The sequence below is a fragment of the uncultured Aquimarina sp. genome (assembly GCF_947492405.1).
Lineage (GTDB): Bacteria > Bacteroidota > Bacteroidia > Flavobacteriales > Flavobacteriaceae > Aquimarina.
Window position 1 is genome coordinate 802,423 of record NZ_CANLMP010000001.1, and the last position, 20,322, is coordinate 822,744.

The 20,322-nt window shown below is 34.9% G+C and carries 11 protein-coding genes; 4 read left to right on the forward strand and 7 right to left on the reverse strand.

The window, feature by feature from the left end:
* Positions 1 to 295: 295 nt before the first annotated feature.
* Complete coding sequence (locus Q0829_RS03570) at positions 296 to 967, forward strand: helix-turn-helix domain-containing protein (protein ID WP_298540009.1); 672 nt, start codon at positions 296 to 298, stop codon at positions 965 to 967.
* 221 nt (positions 968 to 1,188) lie between these two features.
* On the opposite strand, the gene Q0829_RS03575 is transcribed toward Q0829_RS03570, so the two are convergent.
* From Q0829_RS03575 to Q0829_RS03590, 4 genes are all read right to left on the reverse strand, one after another.
* Positions 1,189 to 2,274 (reverse strand): hypothetical protein, encoded by a 1,086-nt coding sequence (locus Q0829_RS03575; RefSeq protein WP_298540012.1) that lies wholly within the window; start codon positions 2,272 to 2,274, stop codon positions 1,189 to 1,191.
* A gap of 153 nt (positions 2,275 to 2,427) precedes the next feature.
* Positions 2,428 to 3,714, reverse strand: coding sequence for a peroxidase, FMP-type (locus Q0829_RS03580; RefSeq protein ID WP_298540015.1), 1,287 nt, complete (start codon positions 3,712 to 3,714; stop codon positions 2,428 to 2,430).
* Between the two features lie 42 nt (positions 3,715 to 3,756).
* Entirely contained in the window at positions 3,757 to 5,856 is a 2,100-nt protein-coding gene (locus Q0829_RS03585; RefSeq protein ID WP_298540017.1) for a hypothetical protein, read from the reverse strand.
* Positions 5,857 to 5,868: 12 nt separating this feature from the next.
* Positions 5,869 to 7,599, reverse strand: a complete 1,731-nt coding sequence (locus Q0829_RS03590) for a thiamine pyrophosphate-dependent enzyme (protein WP_298540019.1) — start codon at positions 7,597 to 7,599, stop codon at positions 5,869 to 5,871.
* Positions 7,600 to 7,986: 387 nt separating this feature from the next.
* On the opposite strand from Q0829_RS03590, the gene Q0829_RS03595 reads away from it, so the two are divergent.
* The 3 genes from Q0829_RS03595 (at position 7,987) to Q0829_RS03605 (ending at position 16,144) form a co-directional block, all read left to right on the forward strand.
* The gene (locus Q0829_RS03595) at positions 7,987 to 10,266 is read left to right on the forward strand and encodes a lytic polysaccharide monooxygenase (protein WP_298540021.1); all 2,280 of its coding nucleotides are present in this window, start codon (positions 7,987 to 7,989) and stop codon (positions 10,264 to 10,266) included.
* A 187-nt stretch (positions 10,267 to 10,453) separates the two neighbouring features.
* Positions 10,454 to 12,697, forward strand: coding sequence for a carboxypeptidase-like regulatory domain-containing protein (locus Q0829_RS03600; protein WP_298540023.1), 2,244 nt, complete (start codon positions 10,454 to 10,456; stop codon positions 12,695 to 12,697).
* Between the two features lie 195 nt (positions 12,698 to 12,892).
* Positions 12,893 to 16,144 carry a sialidase family protein gene (locus tag Q0829_RS03605; RefSeq protein WP_298540026.1) on the forward strand — a complete coding sequence of 1,084 codons (3,252 nt, stop codon included), beginning with the start codon at positions 12,893 to 12,895 and terminating at the stop codon, positions 16,142 to 16,144.
* A 148-nt stretch (positions 16,145 to 16,292) separates the two neighbouring features.
* Here Q0829_RS03605 and Q0829_RS03610 read toward each other — a convergent pair whose 3' ends face one another.
* The 3 genes from Q0829_RS03610 to Q0829_RS03620 are packed head-to-tail and all read right to left on the reverse strand — an operon-like array spanning position 16,293 to position 20,321.
* A complete protein-coding gene (locus Q0829_RS03610; RefSeq protein ID WP_298540028.1) occupies positions 16,293 to 17,537 on the reverse strand; it encodes a serine hydrolase in 1,245 nt (414 codons plus the stop codon).
* A 56-nt stretch (positions 17,538 to 17,593) separates the two neighbouring features.
* Positions 17,594 to 19,414, reverse strand: a complete 1,821-nt coding sequence (locus Q0829_RS03615; RefSeq protein WP_298540030.1) for a serine hydrolase domain-containing protein — start codon at positions 19,412 to 19,414, stop codon at positions 17,594 to 17,596.
* Between the two features lie 22 nt (positions 19,415 to 19,436).
* Entirely contained in the window at positions 19,437 to 20,321 is an 885-nt protein-coding gene (locus Q0829_RS03620) for a DUF5050 domain-containing protein (RefSeq protein ID WP_298540032.1), read from the reverse strand.
* Position 20,322: the final 1 nt, after the last annotated feature.

A 20,322-nucleotide genomic window follows, 5' to 3' on the forward strand; every position in this document is an offset into this window, starting at 1 on the left:
ATTTGAAAGAGATTTTTTGAGGCTATATGGTAATATCATTAATACTTTTTATCTTTTTATTGGACCTCTAGTTTATACCTATATTAGAAGGTTACTTTTTTATAAAAACGGACATTATCGCTTAGCATACTATCACTATATACCTGCTCTATTATACATAGCATACTGCTTTTTTCACATTTATATTTATGATTCCATAAAAGATCTAAGGAGTTATTTTAACACTTTGCTGTTTTACAACGACCTTATATTTTTTGTTTTTATCTCGGCTTATTTATTCAAATCTAATAGGCTATTGAATTACTATAAGAAAAATGAAGAACAAGAGCTATCCTTTAATCAAACTATCATAAAGTATATAAAAATCATGCTCATTTGTTTGTTTATTTATATGTTTTTTTGGTTGTTAGGTATTGTAGAACGTTTTATTGTTAAATTACCAATCGATATTAGAATGATCTGGGACATATCATGTTTAATTTTTGGTATACAAATTTATATAGTAGGGTTTTATAATTTAAAACATCCAGAAATATTCAAAATTCGGTTTCCACTAAAGAATCAAAATGAATCTAAAAAAAAGAGTGGGCTTGACGAAAAAGAAATAAATGAGATTCGAAATTTGATTGATAGCTTCTTAAAGACAGAGAAAGGATATCGTCGACCAGAATTAAGTTTATCTATTTTAGCCAATGAAATTAGTACTACAACCAATAAATTGTCTTGGGTTCTCAATAATAGCTATAAAAAAACTTTTTACGAACTTGTTAATGAATATAGAGTTGAAGATTTTTTACAAAGAATCAAAGAAAATAAACATAAAGAGTACACCGTTGTATCTATAGCGTTTGATGTTGGATTTAATTCTAAATCTACTTTTTATAAGGCATTCAAAGAAATAACAAATTTTACTCCTACAGAATATATTAGAAAGATTGAGAACCTGCAAAATATTAAAGAATATTAATAAATACTTAGTTCAACTATACTCCATCTCTTTGCCCCATTAATAAGCTCAGTGTAAACAAACTCATTGAGACGGCTTAGTGATTACTGGGAATAAATATAAAGGTTTCAATTCCTAAAAACATTCTATTATTATCTTGAAAAGATTTTTTATTAACTGTATAAGCGATACTAGAATTGACCGCTTATACAGTTTTGTGCATTTGGTGAGGTTTATAATAATTAATCTTGATAAACACGAATAATACTCACAGTATTACCGATATAATTTGATACAATGGCATGCTCACCATCTGGTGTCATGAGTATAGATCCCGGAGCTTGACCTACATTAATCGTCATAGCAACTAATGCATTTGTTTTTAAGTCAATGATATTTACGGTACCTTGTCCAGCTGTTAATCCAGTAAAATTAGGAGCTCCACTACGATATAATGTGTTATAATTAGATACAAAACCATACTTGCCATCCGTAGTAATGGCAAAACCAGCTGGTTGAATTCCTCCGGTGTTGATCTCCGTAATCTTATGGTTTTTCAGGTTTAAAACTCCGACAGTTTCACCATATGGAGCAAAATTATTACTTCCAAAATTAGTTAGATACGCATGTTTCCCTTCAGCATCAATCGTTATTGAAAAAGGTCCGAAAAACCCGGTAATGCTATCTACGACCTTATTTGTATGGGTAGAAATTTTCGATACCGTACCTGAATTAGGATTTCCTGTTACATAATTGCCCGTATACACAAAATCTCCTTTTGGGGTTATGGCAATTGCTGCTGGAGCTGCTGGAAATTCTCCATATTCACTGAGTCGTATATGTTCAATAATTGTTTCATTTTCTAAATCAACTACGGTAACAGTATTACCTTCACCAGAAGGCATGGTGCTTATAGCTCCATAATTATTTACATAGGCCTTTTTTCCATTAGGAGAAATAACCATTCCGGATGGTCCGTTAAACCCGTCAATTACACCAATAACTTCATTTGATTTTGTATCGATAATACTAATGGTTGTACTATTAGAATTGGTTACATAGGCTTTCTTTTCATTTCTTGACAAGGTAACCGTATAAGGTTGATTGAATGATTCGTGGCTAATAGTCTTTGCTGGCATCATACTGTTTAAGTCGATCAGAGTCACAGTATCACTACCTCCTATACTATAGTTATTACTATTCGTGACATACAGACTAGTAGAATCGGATGTTACCGCCATTGCAGCGGGGCTTACTCCTACATTAACAGTAGCTATTACCTCTCCACTTAATACTCTCTCTATTGCATTAGTTTTACTTTTTGCCATAATTTTTTAATTAATTACTCCTACTCTTTTGGCTTTTCAGAATACGCCCCGTTTTTAATGTGATTTTCGGACTCCACTTTATATTAACAACTAATATTTAACAGAGCTTCCGCCTAAGGAGGAAGCTCATTTTAACATAAGTAAGGTTTACTTTTAATGACGAGTATGTCTCATCACTGGACAAATGCTAGCAGCATTAGATTTTTTAAGTACTTCCTCATCATGTACTTCTGTTGGTAATTTAATTGATGGTAGGCGTCTGTCTACAGGAATATCTTTCTCACGACGTAAGGTGTTCACCTGGATATGAGGCCATAGCGTTGTTCCTCCATTTGATCCAAACTGGAACTCAAAGTCCACGATCTGCTCGTACTGTAGCTGTTCGATCACGCCTCCAAAATCTTCATCATAAACCTCTTCAATCCACATGCGATAGCGCATTCTGGTAACCCTACAGTAGCGCTCAATCATCACGTTGTTTATAGTAGCACCTTGAACACCGGTGTTGTGGAACGAGTCCAACTCGATCATATCATACTTTTTAAACTCTAACCTTTCATTGGCTTCACTTAACTTCAGATTAGGTTGTACTGTGTATGGGAACTTCGCACCAAATTGGTCATAGTTAAAAATCTTTTCAAAGTAAGCACGTCCACTATTTACGCCACTGTTACCTATACCTCCGTCAGGATTTTGTTCTTCGCGAGGGAGTTCTGTCCATTTTGGCTTCTCCAGAGATCCTGGGATTAAGTCCTTCTCAGGATTGATTCCCATACTTGGTGATACAGATAAATATTGTTGCTCCCAGAGGTCGGCAATATGTGGAGCCTTTCCTTCTCCAGACTCGGTGATATTCCCTGTTAAGTGGATGGTTGTACCATGAGGAATCACACCTGAACGAGAAATTTGATATGGAGGTACAAATTGAGGTCCCAATTCTCCTGGTCCGAATACAGGTTCTGCACCATCTGTTTTCACGGATTCAGCATCTGCTGTATGTTTGAACATCGTTGTAGGGTTTTGGTACGGACTTTCTTCACTCCAAGGCATCTGGTGATCGCCCAGCCATAAGTACATTCCGTCCTCAAAGTGCTGAAGATCGTTATCGTTGTCTATAATTGCAGTTTCATACTTAACAGCTCCATTAAACTGCTCATTAGATCCTGCACGGTTACGGACAGGTGCATTAACTTGAGTGAACTTGAGCTGCTCTCTGTACTCCTGAGATTTAAAGTGGAATACTCCAAAAATGGTCTCTGATGATGAACCAGGTGAAGGCATAGGTGTTGTATGCAATCCTGTCGGACCGTCTTTCCAGTTTACCCAAGTGCCATGAAGTTTCGACAAAATACCGAATTGCGTCCCATTGTTCTTTCCTTTTGGGAGTCCTTCCTCCCACTCTTTGTAAGGTCTTACCGAAGATTGTTGTGGTTTTTTCATAATAATTTACTTTATAAGATTACTACTTTTCTGATATTGTGTTTACTTCGGACAAATAAAAGGGTACTCCTTATCATCTATTAATTTTTCTATATTGAAGAAATCGTTCAAAACGGATTCTGCAGTACAAAAAGCACCTTCTACCCAGGCCTGATCGTTAGAGTATGTGGATCCAACAATAAAGAGGTTACTGTCTTTACCTTTTACTAAGGATGATGGTTTTCGTATTTTTTGCTGTACATCTCCAATATTATAATGAGAAAAATAAGCATGATATCCTGCATTAAATGGTGGTAAAGACCAATCCATATATTTAGTTTCTAAAGGCTCTGGAACCGCTGTGTAACTTGCTTGATCGCCAAAATGTAAGCTTGCTAATTGTTTGCGCAACATTTTTACCATGATAGGTGGTGCTTTACGGGGACCTTCTAAGGGTTGCGTATTCTGAGACTCCGCTACTTTACGTTCTCTGTTGGGTCCAATTTCTAAGGCTTTCCAGAAAGTAGTGTATTGTATATCGTCATAACTGGCCAAAATACCGTAGATTTTCTTTCCTTTTTTATTACGTGCATTGTCCCCAAAATAAACTACTTGTCTAATAGGCATATCTGTAGCACTTGGTCCGATCGTATCTAAATGCGCTACTCCTGTAATTTGTTGTGCTTCTTTATAGCTAAAGTTAGCTGCTACAATTGTTTCTGCTGCATTTAAAAAAGAAGCTTCAGTATCATAAGTAACATCAATAAGGGAGGTCACTGAATTATCATACGCTTTATTTTCTTTTTCTGCTAATTGCTTTGCCTTTGCAGCCTCTGAAGCTGCTTTTTCTATTGCTTTTAAGTATTTAGCAGGAAATTTATCTTTCTTAAGCGCTTTAATCCCTTCCTGCGTTAAAAAATAACTATTTAATTTTGCAGGATATTTGGGTGGGGAAGGAATATCGTCTCTCCACCAGGGAGATTCAAAAAACATCCCAATTTTATAAGAAGGTTGCATTAAAACAGATTCTAAATACAATTGTACTTTATTGTCATTTAAAACATCAAAATCACCTCTTTTCTTGTTCATGTAACGTGTAGCCTGCGCTACTAAATCGATCGCATACCTTCCCATGGCTAAAAATGCAGCATCACAGGTTTTTGAATCCAATTCTTTAGTAGGTTCTTTTCTACTTGCTGTTGTATAATGAATTACGTTTTTATTCTCTAAAATAGAACGTAGTCTTGTATTTGGATAGTACTCAAAACAGATGCCTGTCTCTTCCGCAAGTTTTACAATTTCCTGAAAAAGTGTAGAAAAAATACCAGAATACCCAATGGTTAATGTTTTGTATAGTGTTCCTGGTGTAAACTCATTATTTACTTCAAACGATTGTGCAGAATTACTATTTACCACGTTGGAAGAATATCCATTTCCATCTGCTAAATAACCAAAACCTTCTTGTCCTAAAACATCATAGGCTAAATTCCAATACCCAATATCTTTTAATTTTTGTCCTTTTTCAAAGATAGATTCATCGCCTAAATCTTTCGTTATTTTTCCTTCTTCATAAAATGAACACCATTCATTTCTTGTAGGTGGTAATGCATCTTCAGAAACATCAATCCCAACGCTTTCAATTTTGGTAAAACCGTCATCTGGTCCTGAGTCAGCTCCATAATTATTTACATTATACGGCGCAGGGTTACTAGCGTCAATATCTGATGTATACATGCTTTTTGCTCTTAAAGATAAAAGTGGATCACTAGCTTCGTTAAAAGGTACAGAGTACTTTTCTAAACCAATTTCACTAATGGTTTTGGTTACTAATCGATGTCCCGGATTATTACCATCGTTAGGATTTGGATTGTTCTTTGTTTTTTTATAATCCCAGGCAGAATAACGCATTCCGCCTAATTCTAAATAAGAAGCATCTGGATCATCTTGATAATGCCAGGTACAAACTCTGGCTCCTGCTGCACGGGTTCCTTTATCTTCTTCAGAAAATTGGTATTTACCCCAATCATATAATTCCAACGTATCTCCTTCTTTTAAATTTTTTGATTTGTCTTTTGCATTAGCTGGTTTTCCTTGCAGTAATCTCCATGCTGTATATAAACCAGCAGCTCCAGCTCCAAAAATTGAATAGGTCTTATTTTCCATTTGTTATATTTTTTAGTTGTTACAGTTCATTACTTGAGGGGTTAGATTTTTCATTTGTCCTGCTAAATCTTTTTCAGGAATTACAATTTCCACTAAAGTAGGTTTGTTTGTTTTTGTGCTTGTAATTGTTTTCAGTACAGTATTTAGTTCCTTTATGGTACAGGCTTGATACCCATTAGCTCCATAAGCCTTTGCTAAGGCCATATAATCCCATTTTGCTAGATTGTCAAATTCATCGAATGTACCATTTGGGCAAAAAGCATCTACATCTACAAAAACTTGTTCTATGGCATACACTTGATTACTCATTACAAAAATGACACTGTTTACATCATATTTTGCCAAGGTTGAAAGCGATTGACAAATCATCATAAAACCGCCATCACCAGCGATTGTCCAGGATTGTTTTTTACTTCCTAATTGTGCTCCTAATGCCGCACCTGTTTCATAACCAATACATTGCCAGGCAGCAGAACTGATAAAGCTGTTTTGTTTCATTCCATAAATATTGGTGGCAACATACATTGCAGAACTCACACCAAATGTTAGATTAATGTCATCCCACAGCTTGTTATCTTCTATATGCTTAACAGTGTGTTGAAAAAAGCGATTATAGGTAATAACATCAGACTTGTTATTGTATTTTGGATCTGATGATGAACTCCAGGGTTCTGGATATTTAGGTTGTTTAGGAGCTTTGTTTTTTAATGGATAGGATGTACTGTTTTCAAAACGCTCTAATAAGGCTTCCATAAAGTCTTTCATGGTAACGTCTTTATACGTATAATATCCAGCCCTGATTTCTGTTGTCGTTGCCATCACCATATCAGAAAATTTATTTTCAACGAACCATAAATAGTCATCGGTAATGAGCGCTCCTAAGGTTAAGAAACAGTCAGATGCTTTTACATAATTGGTTACATTTTCTATAGAGGCGGCATCTGAGTAGGTACCAATAAATTGATCTCCTTTTTCATCCAGTACCGTTTTACCCAGCGATGTGGTTGTATATACAAATCCACTGGCGTCTATTATTTTTTGAAGTAAATCCGATAAACCGTGTCGTAACACTTCTACACCTGCAAAAATCATGGGTTGTTTTGCAGCGGTTAATTGTGTCCAGGCTTGATCTACAGCATTTAGCAGTGCATCTGGTTTGCTCTTTTTAACTTTAGGCTGTAGCTTCTTTTTCGAAGGGCGCTTACAAGGCTCACCCCACACTTCACTATAAGCCGCGATATACACAGGTTTTTTGTGTGTAATTGCTGCAATTATTAATTTATCAATTTTTTTAGCTGCGCCAACAGAAGTACTTAAAGTTTCTGAAGCCACTGTAACATGATTATAAATCTCCTGATCCGCTTTTAGGTTTCCTGTGGAGTGATGGTATAAAACATTATACATATTTCCAATCTGTCGGTCGTTAGAACCTGGTGTGGCACTTATAACCACCATTGGACTGGATTCTACATAAGCACCAGCTACTGCATTTAATGCACTAAAAGTACTAACACCATATTGTAATGAAACAGCAGACAATCCTCTGGTTCTTCCATAGGCATCTGCGGCATAAGAAGCGTCTAATTCATTAGAAGTTCCAATAGTCTCAATCCCTTTAAATTTTTCTAAAGCTTGAGTGAAGTTTTTAACGTAATCTCCAGGGATCTGAAATAATTCTGTAACATCAAGTTGTTTTAAGCGAGTTAATAAATAATCTGCTACTGTAAATGTATTGTTTTGCATGGGTTAAAGTTTTAGGTATTTACTATTAAAAGTAATCGGGAAATTATCTGTTAAAGATATTTTTGTTAAAGCTAAAACTTTGTCATTATTTTATGTACACGTAGAAATACCCCATTTTTAAATATGAAACAAAATATAATATCATTAATAGTATGCTATCACTTCACAATATTTGTGAAATCAAATCTCAACGACCTAATATTTTATCATAATCATTGAGTATTTTGGTTGGAATACAAACACTTCATATTCTTTATGTATGTTAAATATTAACTTAAAAAATGTTAATTCATTGACAACAAGGATAATAAATACTAATTTCATAATTGTTATTGAACCACCCTGTTTTTTTGAAAAGTAATTCATTACTAACAATTCAATAACAACATGAAAAATACAAACTCTAAAACCTCAATCTTAGGTCAGATTATTTCTTACCTAAAAAAAATGTCTGCTCTACTATTGATATGTGTTGCTTTCGTTTTTCCTAGTCTTCAAACCATTTTTTCACATGGTACTGTAACAAGTCCTCCTAGCAGAGTATGGATTTGTTTTCAAGAGAATCCTGAGAGCCCGGATTCGCCTGCTTGTATTGATGCAGTCGCTTTATATGGTACTCAAGCTTTATATGACTGGAATGAAGTTGCACGTATGGATGCCAACGGTATGCATCGAGAAATTATCCCAGATGGTAATCTAGCCAGTGCAGGAAGACCTGATAAATACGGTGGACTCGATCAAGTTCGGGATGATTGGATTACTACACCGGTTACTCCTGGTCCATTTACTGTAACCTGGACCAATACAGCTCCGCATCAAACATTGTATTATAGAGTATACATTACGAAAGAGAGCTGGACTCCAGATCAACCTTTAACTTGGGATAGTCTTGAACTTCTTGTGGAAACAGAACCGCGAGAAGCATCTGCAATTGACAATATAGATGTGATACTTCCTCCAAGAACTGGCAAACACGTTATTTATAGTATTTGGCAACGATCTCTTACTGAAGAAGCTTTTTACGCGACTAGTGATGTCGATTTTGGCCAAACAACAGAACCAAAACCTCCTGTAGCATTATTCACAAGTGATAATGGTAGATGTGGAGGTCCAGATGTGGAATTTGATGCTAGTGATTCTTTTGATCCAAATGGAGACGCCTTGACCTATTCCTGGGATTTTGGAGACGGTACGACAGCAGAGGGTGTTAATGTGTCACATAGCTATACCAATCAAGATAGTGCGATAGTTACCTTAACAGTTAGCGATGGCGTTTTTAGTAGCGGTATTGTACAAACCATTGACTTAGTAGTAGATACCGCATGTGAAGAAATAATTTGTCCCTTCGATACGCCAAGAGCTACCCCATTACCTTCAGTAAATAATTCATATTCCAATATTTATGTATTTGGTGATCGTGGTCCTAATTTAGATAATATCACCAACTGTTCTATCAACTGGGACTTAGGAAATAATGGTTTATACCAATTTTCGTTAAGTACTAACAATGGTATTCCAAACTGGTATAATGATTTAATTGCCGTATCTACACAAAACTTTAATGCTGCTGCATCACAAATCACCATTGCCGGTTCTAGCTTTGTTGGATTAGACGGAAGCTATTATGTAACCCTGGACGGAGATAATCTGGTACTAGTTTCTACTACTGGAGATTTTACAATTTACTGCAGTAATTCAGATATAGCTCCGTTGTGTGCTGGTGATACAGATCCAGTAAATACAGCTCCTGTGGCTGTCCTCACTGCTACTCCAACAGCTGGAGTTACTCCTCTAGATGTAGTTTTGGATGCTTCTGGATCTACAGACGCAGATAACGATACACTTACTTATAGCATTGATTATGGTGATGGAACTTCTGGAACGGGAGCTATATCAACACATACATATACAACAGGAAACTATACCGCTACTGTTACCGTAAGTGATGGAAATGGTGGAACCGATACTGCTTCGGTAATGATTACCGTTACAGATGATATAATTATTGATCCACCTACAGGTAATTGCACTTTTGGTGCACCAACAGAAACTGCTTTAGTCAGTATAAATACCTCTTATGATTATATTTACGTACTAGGAACTGGTGGTCCAAATATGGACAGTGTCACATTATTTACACTAAATTGGAATTTAGCAAATAATGGTTTATATCAATTTTCATTTAACTTAAATACAGCTCCGTGGTACATTGATTTTTCAAGTGCTACGCAGAACTTCAATGAGACAAATCCTCAAATTTCTTTGAATGGTACTGGCATCCCTGGTTTGGATGGAGATTATTATGTAACGATTGATGAAAGAAACTTTGTACTGGTGGCAAAGGATTACTCTATTTATTTTAGTAATTCGACAACAGCTCCTACTTGTGAAACTGCAGTAAATAGAGAAAATAATATCGAAAACACATCTTTTGAGATATTCCCAAATCCTGCAACTACAAGTTTTTCAGTACAAAACGCAACAGATTTAAAGAATAGTATTATTACGATTTCTGACCTTAGCGGAAAGAAATTGAAATCGCTAAGGGTGCCAACGAGTACAACCAATATGATCATTGATATTTCTGGAATTAAATCCGGATTATATTTGGTTAGAATTTTAGATCGTTCTGGCACCAAACGCACTTTAAAACTAGTAATAAACTAAGAGTTCATTCTTAGAATAAAGCAAACTATTACAACAAACAACCTTCTAGATTTTAGAAGGTTGTTTTTTTTAGCATTGTACGATGCTTCTAACATTATAAAGAAACTTTTGGAAAATAGAAAATCCAACGAGCAGGAGTATTTTTTTTATAAATATTGGTTCAGTCTTTTTTTTGTACATTAACATTATGGGAAAATATATACTTATTATTGTCACACTTTTATGTAGTGTTAATCTAACTGGAAAAAACCGAATTACTGAGGAATCTAAAAATGTGGCTATCTATTGGGATGCATCTCTTTCTCAAAAAGACAAAAATAGCTCCATAGAGTTTGAGTTTTTGGATATTTTTTTTAAAGAATATCCGAATACAAAAGTAAAGTTGGTCATAGCAAACTCAAAATTATTAACTGATGAGAGCGTAGAGATCAAGTCCTCCGATTGGAGTTCGTTAAAACAAAAACTTAGTGATGTACATTATGATGGTACTTTAGATCTTGGATTAATAAATACAAAGGTAACAGCGGACTTTTTACTTTTTTTTACTGATGGTCAAGGCTATTTTGGTAATTTCAAAAAAGACCTGTATAGCCCTAGAATATTCACAATAAGTAGTACTCCAAAAATCAACAAAAAATTTCTTTATGAAACTTCTTTTTATAGTCTAGGATATCATATTAACCTCAAAGAGCTTGATGCAAATTCTGGTGTAAAAGCTATTAAAGAAAATAAAAAAATGGTCCGTCTAGAGTTTGTTACTAACGAAAACACAAACTCACAAAAAAAGTATATAGAAGGTGTAGTTATGGATGACACAAATGTTTTGTCTGGTATAAATATTCTAGTACAAGGTAAAAATAGAGGTACCATTACGGATAAAAATGGTGCTTATAAGATCGCCGTAGAACCTGGAGATGTTTTGGTATTTAGCAGCGCTAATAAAGAAAAAGTTATCGCAGAGGTAAGTCCTGAAGATAATTTTATTGACATCAATATGAATGATAAGGTGACCAATTTGGATGCTGCTATTGTCAAATCCAAAGTCCGAGAAGAGCGAAAAATGGTTGATGTAGGAATGAGGAAAGTAGATGAAAAATCTGTAGGGTATGCAGTCCAGACTGTTGAAATAGATGACCAAATTAACTTGGGACAAGCTATCGCTGGTAAATTTACTGGAGTTCAACTTAGTAGTCGAAATAGTTTGAATGATATTTTGATCCGTACACGAAAAACCTTTTTGGGATCAAGTCAACCTGCAATATATATAGATGGTATACCTACTGCTGGTGCTCCTCCTAATGGCTTTGGAGATACTCCTGATATATTAAAAGGAGCCGATTTACTCAATTCGTATGATGTGGAAAGTGTAAAAGTATTAAAAGGATTGGCGGCCACTAATTTGTATGGTACTTATGGAATTAATGGAGTTATATTGATTACTACTAAATCAGGAAAACGATTATCCGGCAGGAATAAAGAAAAACAACCAAAAGATAACAATATTCCCGTCAAAATGTTTACATCTCCACTTCTTGTATCTGATGCTCCGGAATCTAATTTTATAACTTTATTTAAAAAGGAATCTGATTACAACAAAGCCTATGAAGTGTATCTTAATATGCGAGAGTTTCACAAGGATAATGTCACTTTTTTTGTAGAGTGCGCTGATTATTTTTTTGATAATAATCAGAACGATAAAGGAGTACAGATTCTTTCTAATCTCATAGAATTATTTCCTAATAACACTTCTGTTCTTAAAGTGTTGGCTTTCAATCTTGAAAAAAGAGAGTTGTTTGATCACGCGCAAAAAGTATATCAAAGAATTATTGAAGTTTCCCCCTTGCAATCACAGATATATCTAGATTTAGCTAATAGTTATTCTAATGAGAAACAGTATCAGAAATCTGTTGATTTATTTAAAAAGATCGCCAATAACAAGGTAAAAGCAATAGAATCATTTAATGGATTACAAAATCAAATAGACAATGATTTCAAACACTTATTATCCAAACGTAATCAAAAATGGAGGGTAAAAAATATCGATCAAAAGTTTTTTATGTTACCGAAATACGATGTGAGAGTTGTTACAGAATGGTCTCATCCTGTGGTAGAGTTTGAAATGCAATATATTAATCCAAAAAAACAATATGTTGCGTTAAGTCATACCATGGAAAAAGATAAGAAAACGATAAATCATGAACTCACCAATAAGTACACATCAGATGAGTATATAATAGCAAATACAGAAAAGGGAGAATGGTATTTAAATATCAAACTTCCTAATGATTATACTCCCAACATAAAAGAGCCTAAATTTTTAAAAATTAAGTTATATACTAATTTCGGTAGTGCTGAAGAGAAATTGCAAACGCATATTATAAATATAGATAGAATTACCCAAAATAGGATATTCACTTCTTTTAAACTCTAATATAAAGTACACTTCGTGTAAAAAAATATTCTTTTGGTAAGCTTTGTGATATCCTCAAATACTTATTGAAAGAAAAAGATCCGCAGTAATAGATATTGTGTTAGAAGATTGTTTTAACAATTTGTTACCACTATTGATGAGGCGATATGAATCAGATTTTCGTTAACTTTAAAATCTCACAAATCACATTAAAAAATGAAGACTCTTTCTCGCATTTTTTGCACAATCATTTTTACATTTTTAATGGCTTTTACGACTTCAGCTCAAGAGAAAGCCACAACAGAAAATCCATTTAATGGTTTTAAACTCCGAAGCATTGGTCCTGCGTTTATGAGCGGACGAATTGCAGATATTGCTATTCATCCACATAATGAAAATATCTGGTATGTTGCCGTAGGCTCTGGTGGTGTATGGAAAACTGTTAATTCTGGGACTACTTGGACACCTATATTTGATAAGGAGACCTCCTACTCTATCGGAACCGTTTCCATAGACCCTAACCGTCCGGAAACCATTTGGGTAGGTACAGGCGAAGATGTTGGTGGACGCCATGTCGGTTTTGGAGATGGTGTTTATCGTAGTGATGATGGTGGACAAACATGGACTAATATGGGGCTTAAAGAAACGCAACATATTTCTCGTGTAAAAGTTCATCCTGATAACAGTAATATTGTTTGGGTAACCGCACAAGGACCTCTTTGGAGTAAAGGTGATCAGCGCGGCTTGTACAAAAGTAAAGATCGAGGCAAAACCTGGACAAAAACACTTGGGGATAACGAATGGACAGGTGTCACAGAATTAGTATATGACCCTAGAAATCCAGACCGCATGTATGCAGCGACATGGCAACGTCACAGAACCGTGGCTGCCTATATTGGTAATGGTCCTGGTACAGCATTATACAGAAGCGATGATGGTGGTGATACTTGGGAGAAATTAACCAATGGTTTACCAAAAACATCTATGGGTAAAACAGGTTTAGCCATTTCTCCACATAATCCAGATGTGTTGTATGCAGCCATTGAACTGGACCGTAGAACCGGAGCTGTGTATCGCTCCGACGACGGTGGAAGCTCTTGGTCTAAACAATCAAATACCATTACTGGCGGAACTGGACCACATTATTATCAAGAATTATATGCCTCACCACATCAAAAAGATCGTCTATATCTTATGGACAATACTATGCAAATTTCAGAAGATGGTGGAAAGACCTTCTATAGAATGAATAGGAAAAATAAACATGGTGATAATCACGCCATAGCCTTTAGGAAAAACGACCCTAATTACCTGCTGGTTGGTACCGATGGTGGTTTATATGAATCTTTTGATTTAACCAAATCTTGGAAATACATTGAGAATTTACCTGTAACTCAATTCTATAAACTGGCAGTAGATGATGCAAAACCATTTTACAATATATATGGAGGTACTCAAGATAATAGTACCGAAGGAGGTCCATCTCGTACGGATAACATTCATGGTATACAAAATAGTGATTGGCGCGTGATTCTTAATTGGGATGGGCATCAACCAGCTACTGAGCCGGGAAACCCAAATATTGTATATGCTGAACGCCAGGAAGGAACGCTGTCGCGCTTAGACATGAAAACTGGTGAAGCTATAGATATACAGCCACAACCTGCCGAAGGTGATGCAATTCAACGTTTTAATTGGGATGCTCCTATTCTTGTGAGTCCGCACAAACCATCTACCATTTATTTTGCATCACAACGTGTTTGGAAATCAGAAAACAGAGGCGATTCTTGGACCGCAATCTCTGAAGATTTAACGAAAAATGAAGAGCGTATTACCTTACCTATATTTGGTAAACAACAATCTTGGGATAACGCTTGGGATGTGTATGCCATGTCTAATTACAATACAATTACATCACTTTCAGAATCTCCTAAACAAGAAGGGCTCCTCTATGTGGGTACCGATGATGGTTTGATTAATATTACTGAAAATGGAGGTGTAAATTGGAGACAAATTAAAGTGAATCAATTACCTGATGTACCGCCAACTGCTTTTGTAAATGATATCAAAGCTGATTTACACGATGTTAATACTGTTTATATAGCATTGGATAATCATAAATATGGCGATTTCAAACCTTATTTATATAAAAGTTCCGATAAAGGACAAACTTGGGAATCTTTGACTAAAACCATTCCGAATAATCATTTGGTATGGCGATTAGTGCAAGATCATGTGTCACCAAATCTCTTATTTATTGGTACCGAATTTGGTTTATTCTTTTCTGTGGATAGTGGAAAGCAATGGACTGCATTAAAAGGCAATGTACCAACAATTTCATTTAGGGATTTAGCCATACAAAAACGTGAAAATGATCTAGTTGCAGCGTCTTTTGGCCGTGGATTTTATATTCTAGATGATTATTCAGCCTTAAGAAATATCTCCCAAACGGATTTAAATGCAGAAGCCAAGTTGTTTCCCGTTCGTGATGCTTGGTGGTATGTACAGCGTTCTCAACTCAGTTTTGAAGCGAATAAGGGAAGCCAAGGTGATTCTCATTTTGTAGCACCGAACCCTGATTTTGGAGCACTACTCACCTACTATTTAAAAGAAGCTCCAGTATTGAAAAAAGAGCAACGGAAAACAAAAGAAACGAATATTAAAAATCAAAACATTCCCTTTCCAGGATGGAAAGTCTTAGAAGACGAAAAGTTAGAACAAAAGCCTCAACTTGTATTCGTGATAAAAAATCAGGCTGGTGAGGTGATACGTAACATCTTTAAAGAAGCAACGTCTGGAATTAACAGAACTGCTTGGGATCTGAGATACCCTAGCTATAACCCAATAGATCTTAATGATAAAAAAGGTTCTAATGAAGACGAATCAAGAGGTTTATTAGCTGCACCAGGTACTTACAGCGTAACCCTATATTTATCACATAACGGAACTATAAAACAACTAGATGAACCAGTAAATTTTAATGTGAAGCCACTTTATAAAAACACACTGCAAGGAGCAACACCAGAAGTTACATCTGCTTTTTGGCGTGGTTATGAAACTGCTTCCAGAACGGCGAGTGCCATTGATAAATCAATAGCCAAAGCTGAGAAAAAGACTAAAGCATTGCATAAAGCACTAATGCATAGTACAACCAATCCAGAAACGGGTTTAAAACAATTAGAAACTATTAGAGATCAAATCAATACTTTAAAATCTGATTACTATGGTAATCAAGCCAAAGCAGAAGTTGGAGAAAAGAATCCACCTTCGGTCAATGATAAGCTTTTTACAATTTATTTAAGTCTAGAAAGATCTACATATGGACCTACAGAAACTAATAAAGTGCAAATGCAAATTATCAATACAATGCTTAATACAGCAGAAAATAAATTAAAAACAATTCAAATCTCCATGAATAAATTAGAAGAAATGTTGAAAGCTTCTGGAGCTCCATATATTGATGACTAAACTAAAAAAATACATGACGAAATAAAGAAGAGCTTTAATGGCGTTAGCATAATAAACATTAGGAGTAATAGTCTTGTTTTGTTTTGCATAGTTTTTATTATTTACTAAAATGTAGATATTTGATCTACTGTATCAATTGTAGGTCATTTTATTCAAGATCGAACAGTCCGGATTTAGAAAGCTGTCGAGAGATGACATCAAGTTGATTCCTTTCACGATCAGTATTAGATGTTCCGAAAAATGCGATAACCAAATCTTTCGAAGGTGATATATAAAGACCTTGACCTCCATGTGCTCCTTTATAAAAATCGCCATCCTCGAATACTGCACCCCATTGATAACTGCTATATATCGTTTCTTTAAAATTCCGTGACGTCTCTTTGAGATTTTTATTTACATTCAGGATTTTAGATAAGTATGCATCAGAAATTATTGGGTTAGAGTTCTTTCTACCACTAGGGGTAAAAGCAAGACCAAATCTAGCAAGATCTCGAAGTGTTGTTGACAGACCATCGGCATATGAAATAGAGGTGCCATTTTTATTGATTCCTAAAAGAGCACTATATTCTGCCCCTATCTTTCTCCATATTTCCTGTTCCACAAAATCGCGAAAGGTAAGACCACTAATTTTTTCAACGAGTAACGTCAATATGTAAGCATCGGCATTCGAAAATTGGTACTCCGTTCCTGATGGTTTAGTAGATTTTGCCGTAGCTAAATCTTTAATTGGGTCAAAACTTACCTCATAGGTTTCCAATGGGACACGATCAATTCCGGAACTCATAGAAAGTATATCTATTATTGGAACACCTCCCCAACCTGAATTTTTAAGGTCATCAAAATAATAATCAATGGGTTTGCTAGTATCGATTAAACCTCTATCCTCCAGAACAGCAATTGAAGTACTAACAAAGACTTGGGTTATTAGCATATTAATATGCAAATCAGTTGGGAACATTCTCGGATAGCCTTCAAAGACGATTTTGCCTTTATGAATTATAATTAATCCATTAACTTCTATTTGCTGTACATAGTCGTTTAACGATAGTCCACCTCCTTTTTTTAAATCTGTTTTGGTAATAAAATTCTTCACATCATCTCTTGGTGTTTCTTCAAGAATTTTTGGTGTATCGGACCTTTGTATGCGTGAGTGGTTCTTTATTTCGGAGAAGTTTAGGTAAAAATACCGTTCCGTATCACCATATACGGTCCAATCGCCACCTTCATAAATATGCTTATGGAATGCGTAAATCTCTTCTTTTGTAAATCCAGAATAATTATACGTTTCATATTTTGGACTTATAGTACTTAAGGCGTCAGAGTCCTTTTTTGGCTCGTTTTTACATGCTGTAAAAAGAAATATTAAAAGCAGTAATCCTGTTATGTTTTTCATAATTGTCATAGTTTCTAAATGCTTACCAGCGACTTATTATTTGCTAAAAGTTTGTTTTATTCACTCTTTTGTAATTCCATAAGCATATCATTGGCATAGTTATTTTGCGGATTTAATTCAAGTGATTTCGAGAAATTTAAAATTGCGAGATCAATTTTTCCTATTTTCATACAGGCTTTTGCATAACTATCGTACACTTTGAAACTTTCTGGATAGAGCATCATATTAACTTTGAAAACATCTTGTGATAGTTTCATTCTATCCTCGTTTAAAAAACGATGTCCTAAATTATTTAAGTAGTCTTCAGTAACTGTAGGATGAATTGAGTCCTGTTTGATTAATACCATATATGCATTAAGTGCTTTTTTAAAGTCACCTTCAAGAAGGAATTCTACAGGTTCTTTTTTATCAGTATCCATCTTAACAAAAGTTGAAGCTATTGTTCCATCGTTTCTATTAATATAAAGCAAATTGACAGTTTCATTTTTAGAATTTGGTTTGAATTGAATAAGTCGAGTAGAATTTCTTTTAACAAAGCTACTATCCGAGACTTTGACTAGTTCTTCTGCTTCTAGATCAAGGATGTTTCTATAGAACAGTTGATTGTTCTTTTGAAAAACCTCTACAATCCTACCATTTTCCATATATCTACCCGTAATTTTATTGACTAAAGACTGTTCAGTTTCCATTTTTTTATGTACTGGAACATAATTATCCCAATCATAAGCAAGAGCAACAGAACGGACCAGTTCATAAACTAAATCTGGTTTAAGGGAGTTCGTTAACACAACTACACCATGCCCGTTGTCTCTATGAGCCATCATCTCACTATAAAACCCTGTACTCCATCCATTTTTTCTAAAGTAGATTTCATCTTTCTTATAAGAAATTGAAAACCCTAGTCCATTTAGTCCCCAGCGATTTTCCACTAATGGAGTAAGCATTAATTCTGTCATATCTTTTGATAATCCTTTAGTACTATTATCTTTTAGGGTTTGCTGTATGTTGATTACAAATTTCGCAAGGTCTTTGGCATTTGTCCATAATCCGTTTGAAGCCAATTCTGGATAGGTATGTCTTTTACCTTTTACCATAGAACCATCTCGCAAATAACCAGTTGCTGCCATCTTTAATTGTTCTATAGTAAGAGGTTGATTAAAACTACTATTGCTCATCCCAAAAGGCTGCAGCACTAATTCATTCATAATCTCTGGGAATTTTTTGCCCTCAACATCCATCATCATTTGTTGAATGATTGTATAGCCACCAGCTGAAATCCAAAAACTTTCATCAAGGACTTTATCTACCATGACTGGACTTGAATTGGCTGGAGGCGTTCCATTTAATACCTCTATAAGTGTTGGTACAGGTACATCTGTACTATATCCTTTAAATGAGTGCACGTTTATTCCAGCAGTATGACTTAAAAGATTTTTTATAGTGGCTTTCCTTTCTTTGGTAAATTCACTATCAGGCAATTTCCAAGATTTTAAATAGCTGTTAATGTTTTCATTTAAGCTTACTTTATTTTGTTCTACAAGACGTAATGCACCATACGCAGTTAGAGGCATGCCAATATTTGATACTTGGAAAAGTGTTTGCTCAGTCACAGGAGCTTTACTTTCCTTATCCATTATACCGTAGCCTTTTGCCCAAGCAATTTTACCATTATTGATGACAGCAATACTAACACCTGGAACTCCATAGTGTTTCATACGTTCTTCTATAGACCATGTAGAATCACCGGCTATGTGCACTCGAGTTGTGAGACCAGTTTCTACCTTTTTAATTAAATCAATTGTAGTATCAGTATTTGATTCTTCTGTACATGATTGGAAAAGAATTATGATTAAAAGGATTGTGATAATATTATTCATATTTATAAAATCTTAACAGCTATTATTGAACAATTTTTAACCACGCCGGACTTGTAGCATTAGGTATAATTTTTCTTACTTCAGCACCATCTTTGTTCATAATATAAATGCTTTTTTCTCCATCTCTAAGTGATGAAAAGATTAGTTGAGTCCCATCAGGAGACCAAGATGGATACCAATCATCAACATCATTATTTGTTAATCGTTTTTGGTTAGAACCATCTATATTCATCACATAAATTTCATGATTTCCATCTCTGTTAGACATAAAAGCAATTTGTTTTCCATCCGGAGAAACCTCGGGATGCTGCTCTTCAGCTTCATTGTCTGTCAACTGAATTAGATCGCTACCATCGATATTCGCTATGCTTATCCAACTTTTCTGGTTTTCTGAGTGAAAGACTATTCTTCCATCTTTTGTGAAATAAGGGCCTCCCCCTTTTAGTGATTTTATTTGAGTCTGCTCACTACCATCTGAATTCATAATCCAAAGTTCTTTCTTCCAATTTTTATCAGCATCTCTATACGCTCTTGAAAAAACGATTTTTTTTCCATCAGGAGACCACGCTGGTGAATTGTCCCATTTGTTTTTTTCATGAGTTAATCTTTTCCTATTCGTACCATCAATATTCATTGTATGAATGGACCAGGTTTTTCTTTCATCATATTTATAATAAAAAGCAAAATGTTTTCCGTTAGGAGACCAAGCTAAATAACCACCATTTTCATTTGTACTTTTAATATTTGATTTACCTTCTATATCACCTAAATAAATTTCTACATTACCTGAATCAATTGAACTATAAGCAATTGTATGAGAAGTTGATTTAGGTGCTTCATCACAGGATAAAAAGATTATCAATAACACTTTACATAAAAGAGTCTTTATAGTCATACTTTTTTCCATA

Coding starts and splice junctions, on each gene's coding strand:
- Q0829_RS03620 (WP_298540032.1), bottom strand. CDS start 20,321: ATGGAAAAAAGTATGACTATAAAGACTCTTTTATGTAAAGTGTTATTG.
- Q0829_RS03575 (WP_298540012.1), bottom strand. CDS start 2,274: ATGGCAAAAAGTAAAACTAATGCAATAGAGAGAGTATTAAGTGGAGAG.
- Q0829_RS03585 (WP_298540017.1), bottom strand. CDS start 5,856: ATGGAAAATAAGACCTATTCAATTTTTGGAGCTGGAGCTGCTGGTTTA.
- Q0829_RS03600 (WP_298540023.1), top strand. CDS start 10,454: ATGGGAAAATATATACTTATTATTGTCACACTTTTATGTAGTGTTAAT.
- Q0829_RS03580 (WP_298540015.1), bottom strand. CDS start 3,714: ATGAAAAAACCACAACAATCTTCGGTAAGACCTTACAAAGAGTGGGAG.
- Q0829_RS03615 (WP_298540030.1), bottom strand. CDS start 19,414: ATGAATAATATTATCACAATCCTTTTAATCATAATTCTTTTCCAATCA.
- Q0829_RS03590 (WP_298540019.1), bottom strand. CDS start 7,599: ATGCAAAACAATACATTTACAGTAGCAGATTATTTATTAACTCGCTTA.
- Q0829_RS03595 (WP_298540021.1), top strand. CDS start 7,987: ATGAAAAATACAAACTCTAAAACCTCAATCTTAGGTCAGATTATTTCT.
- Q0829_RS03605 (WP_298540026.1), top strand. CDS start 12,893: ATGAAGACTCTTTCTCGCATTTTTTGCACAATCATTTTTACATTTTTA.
- Q0829_RS03610 (WP_298540028.1), bottom strand. CDS start 17,537: ATGAAAAACATAACAGGATTACTGCTTTTAATATTTCTTTTTACAGCA.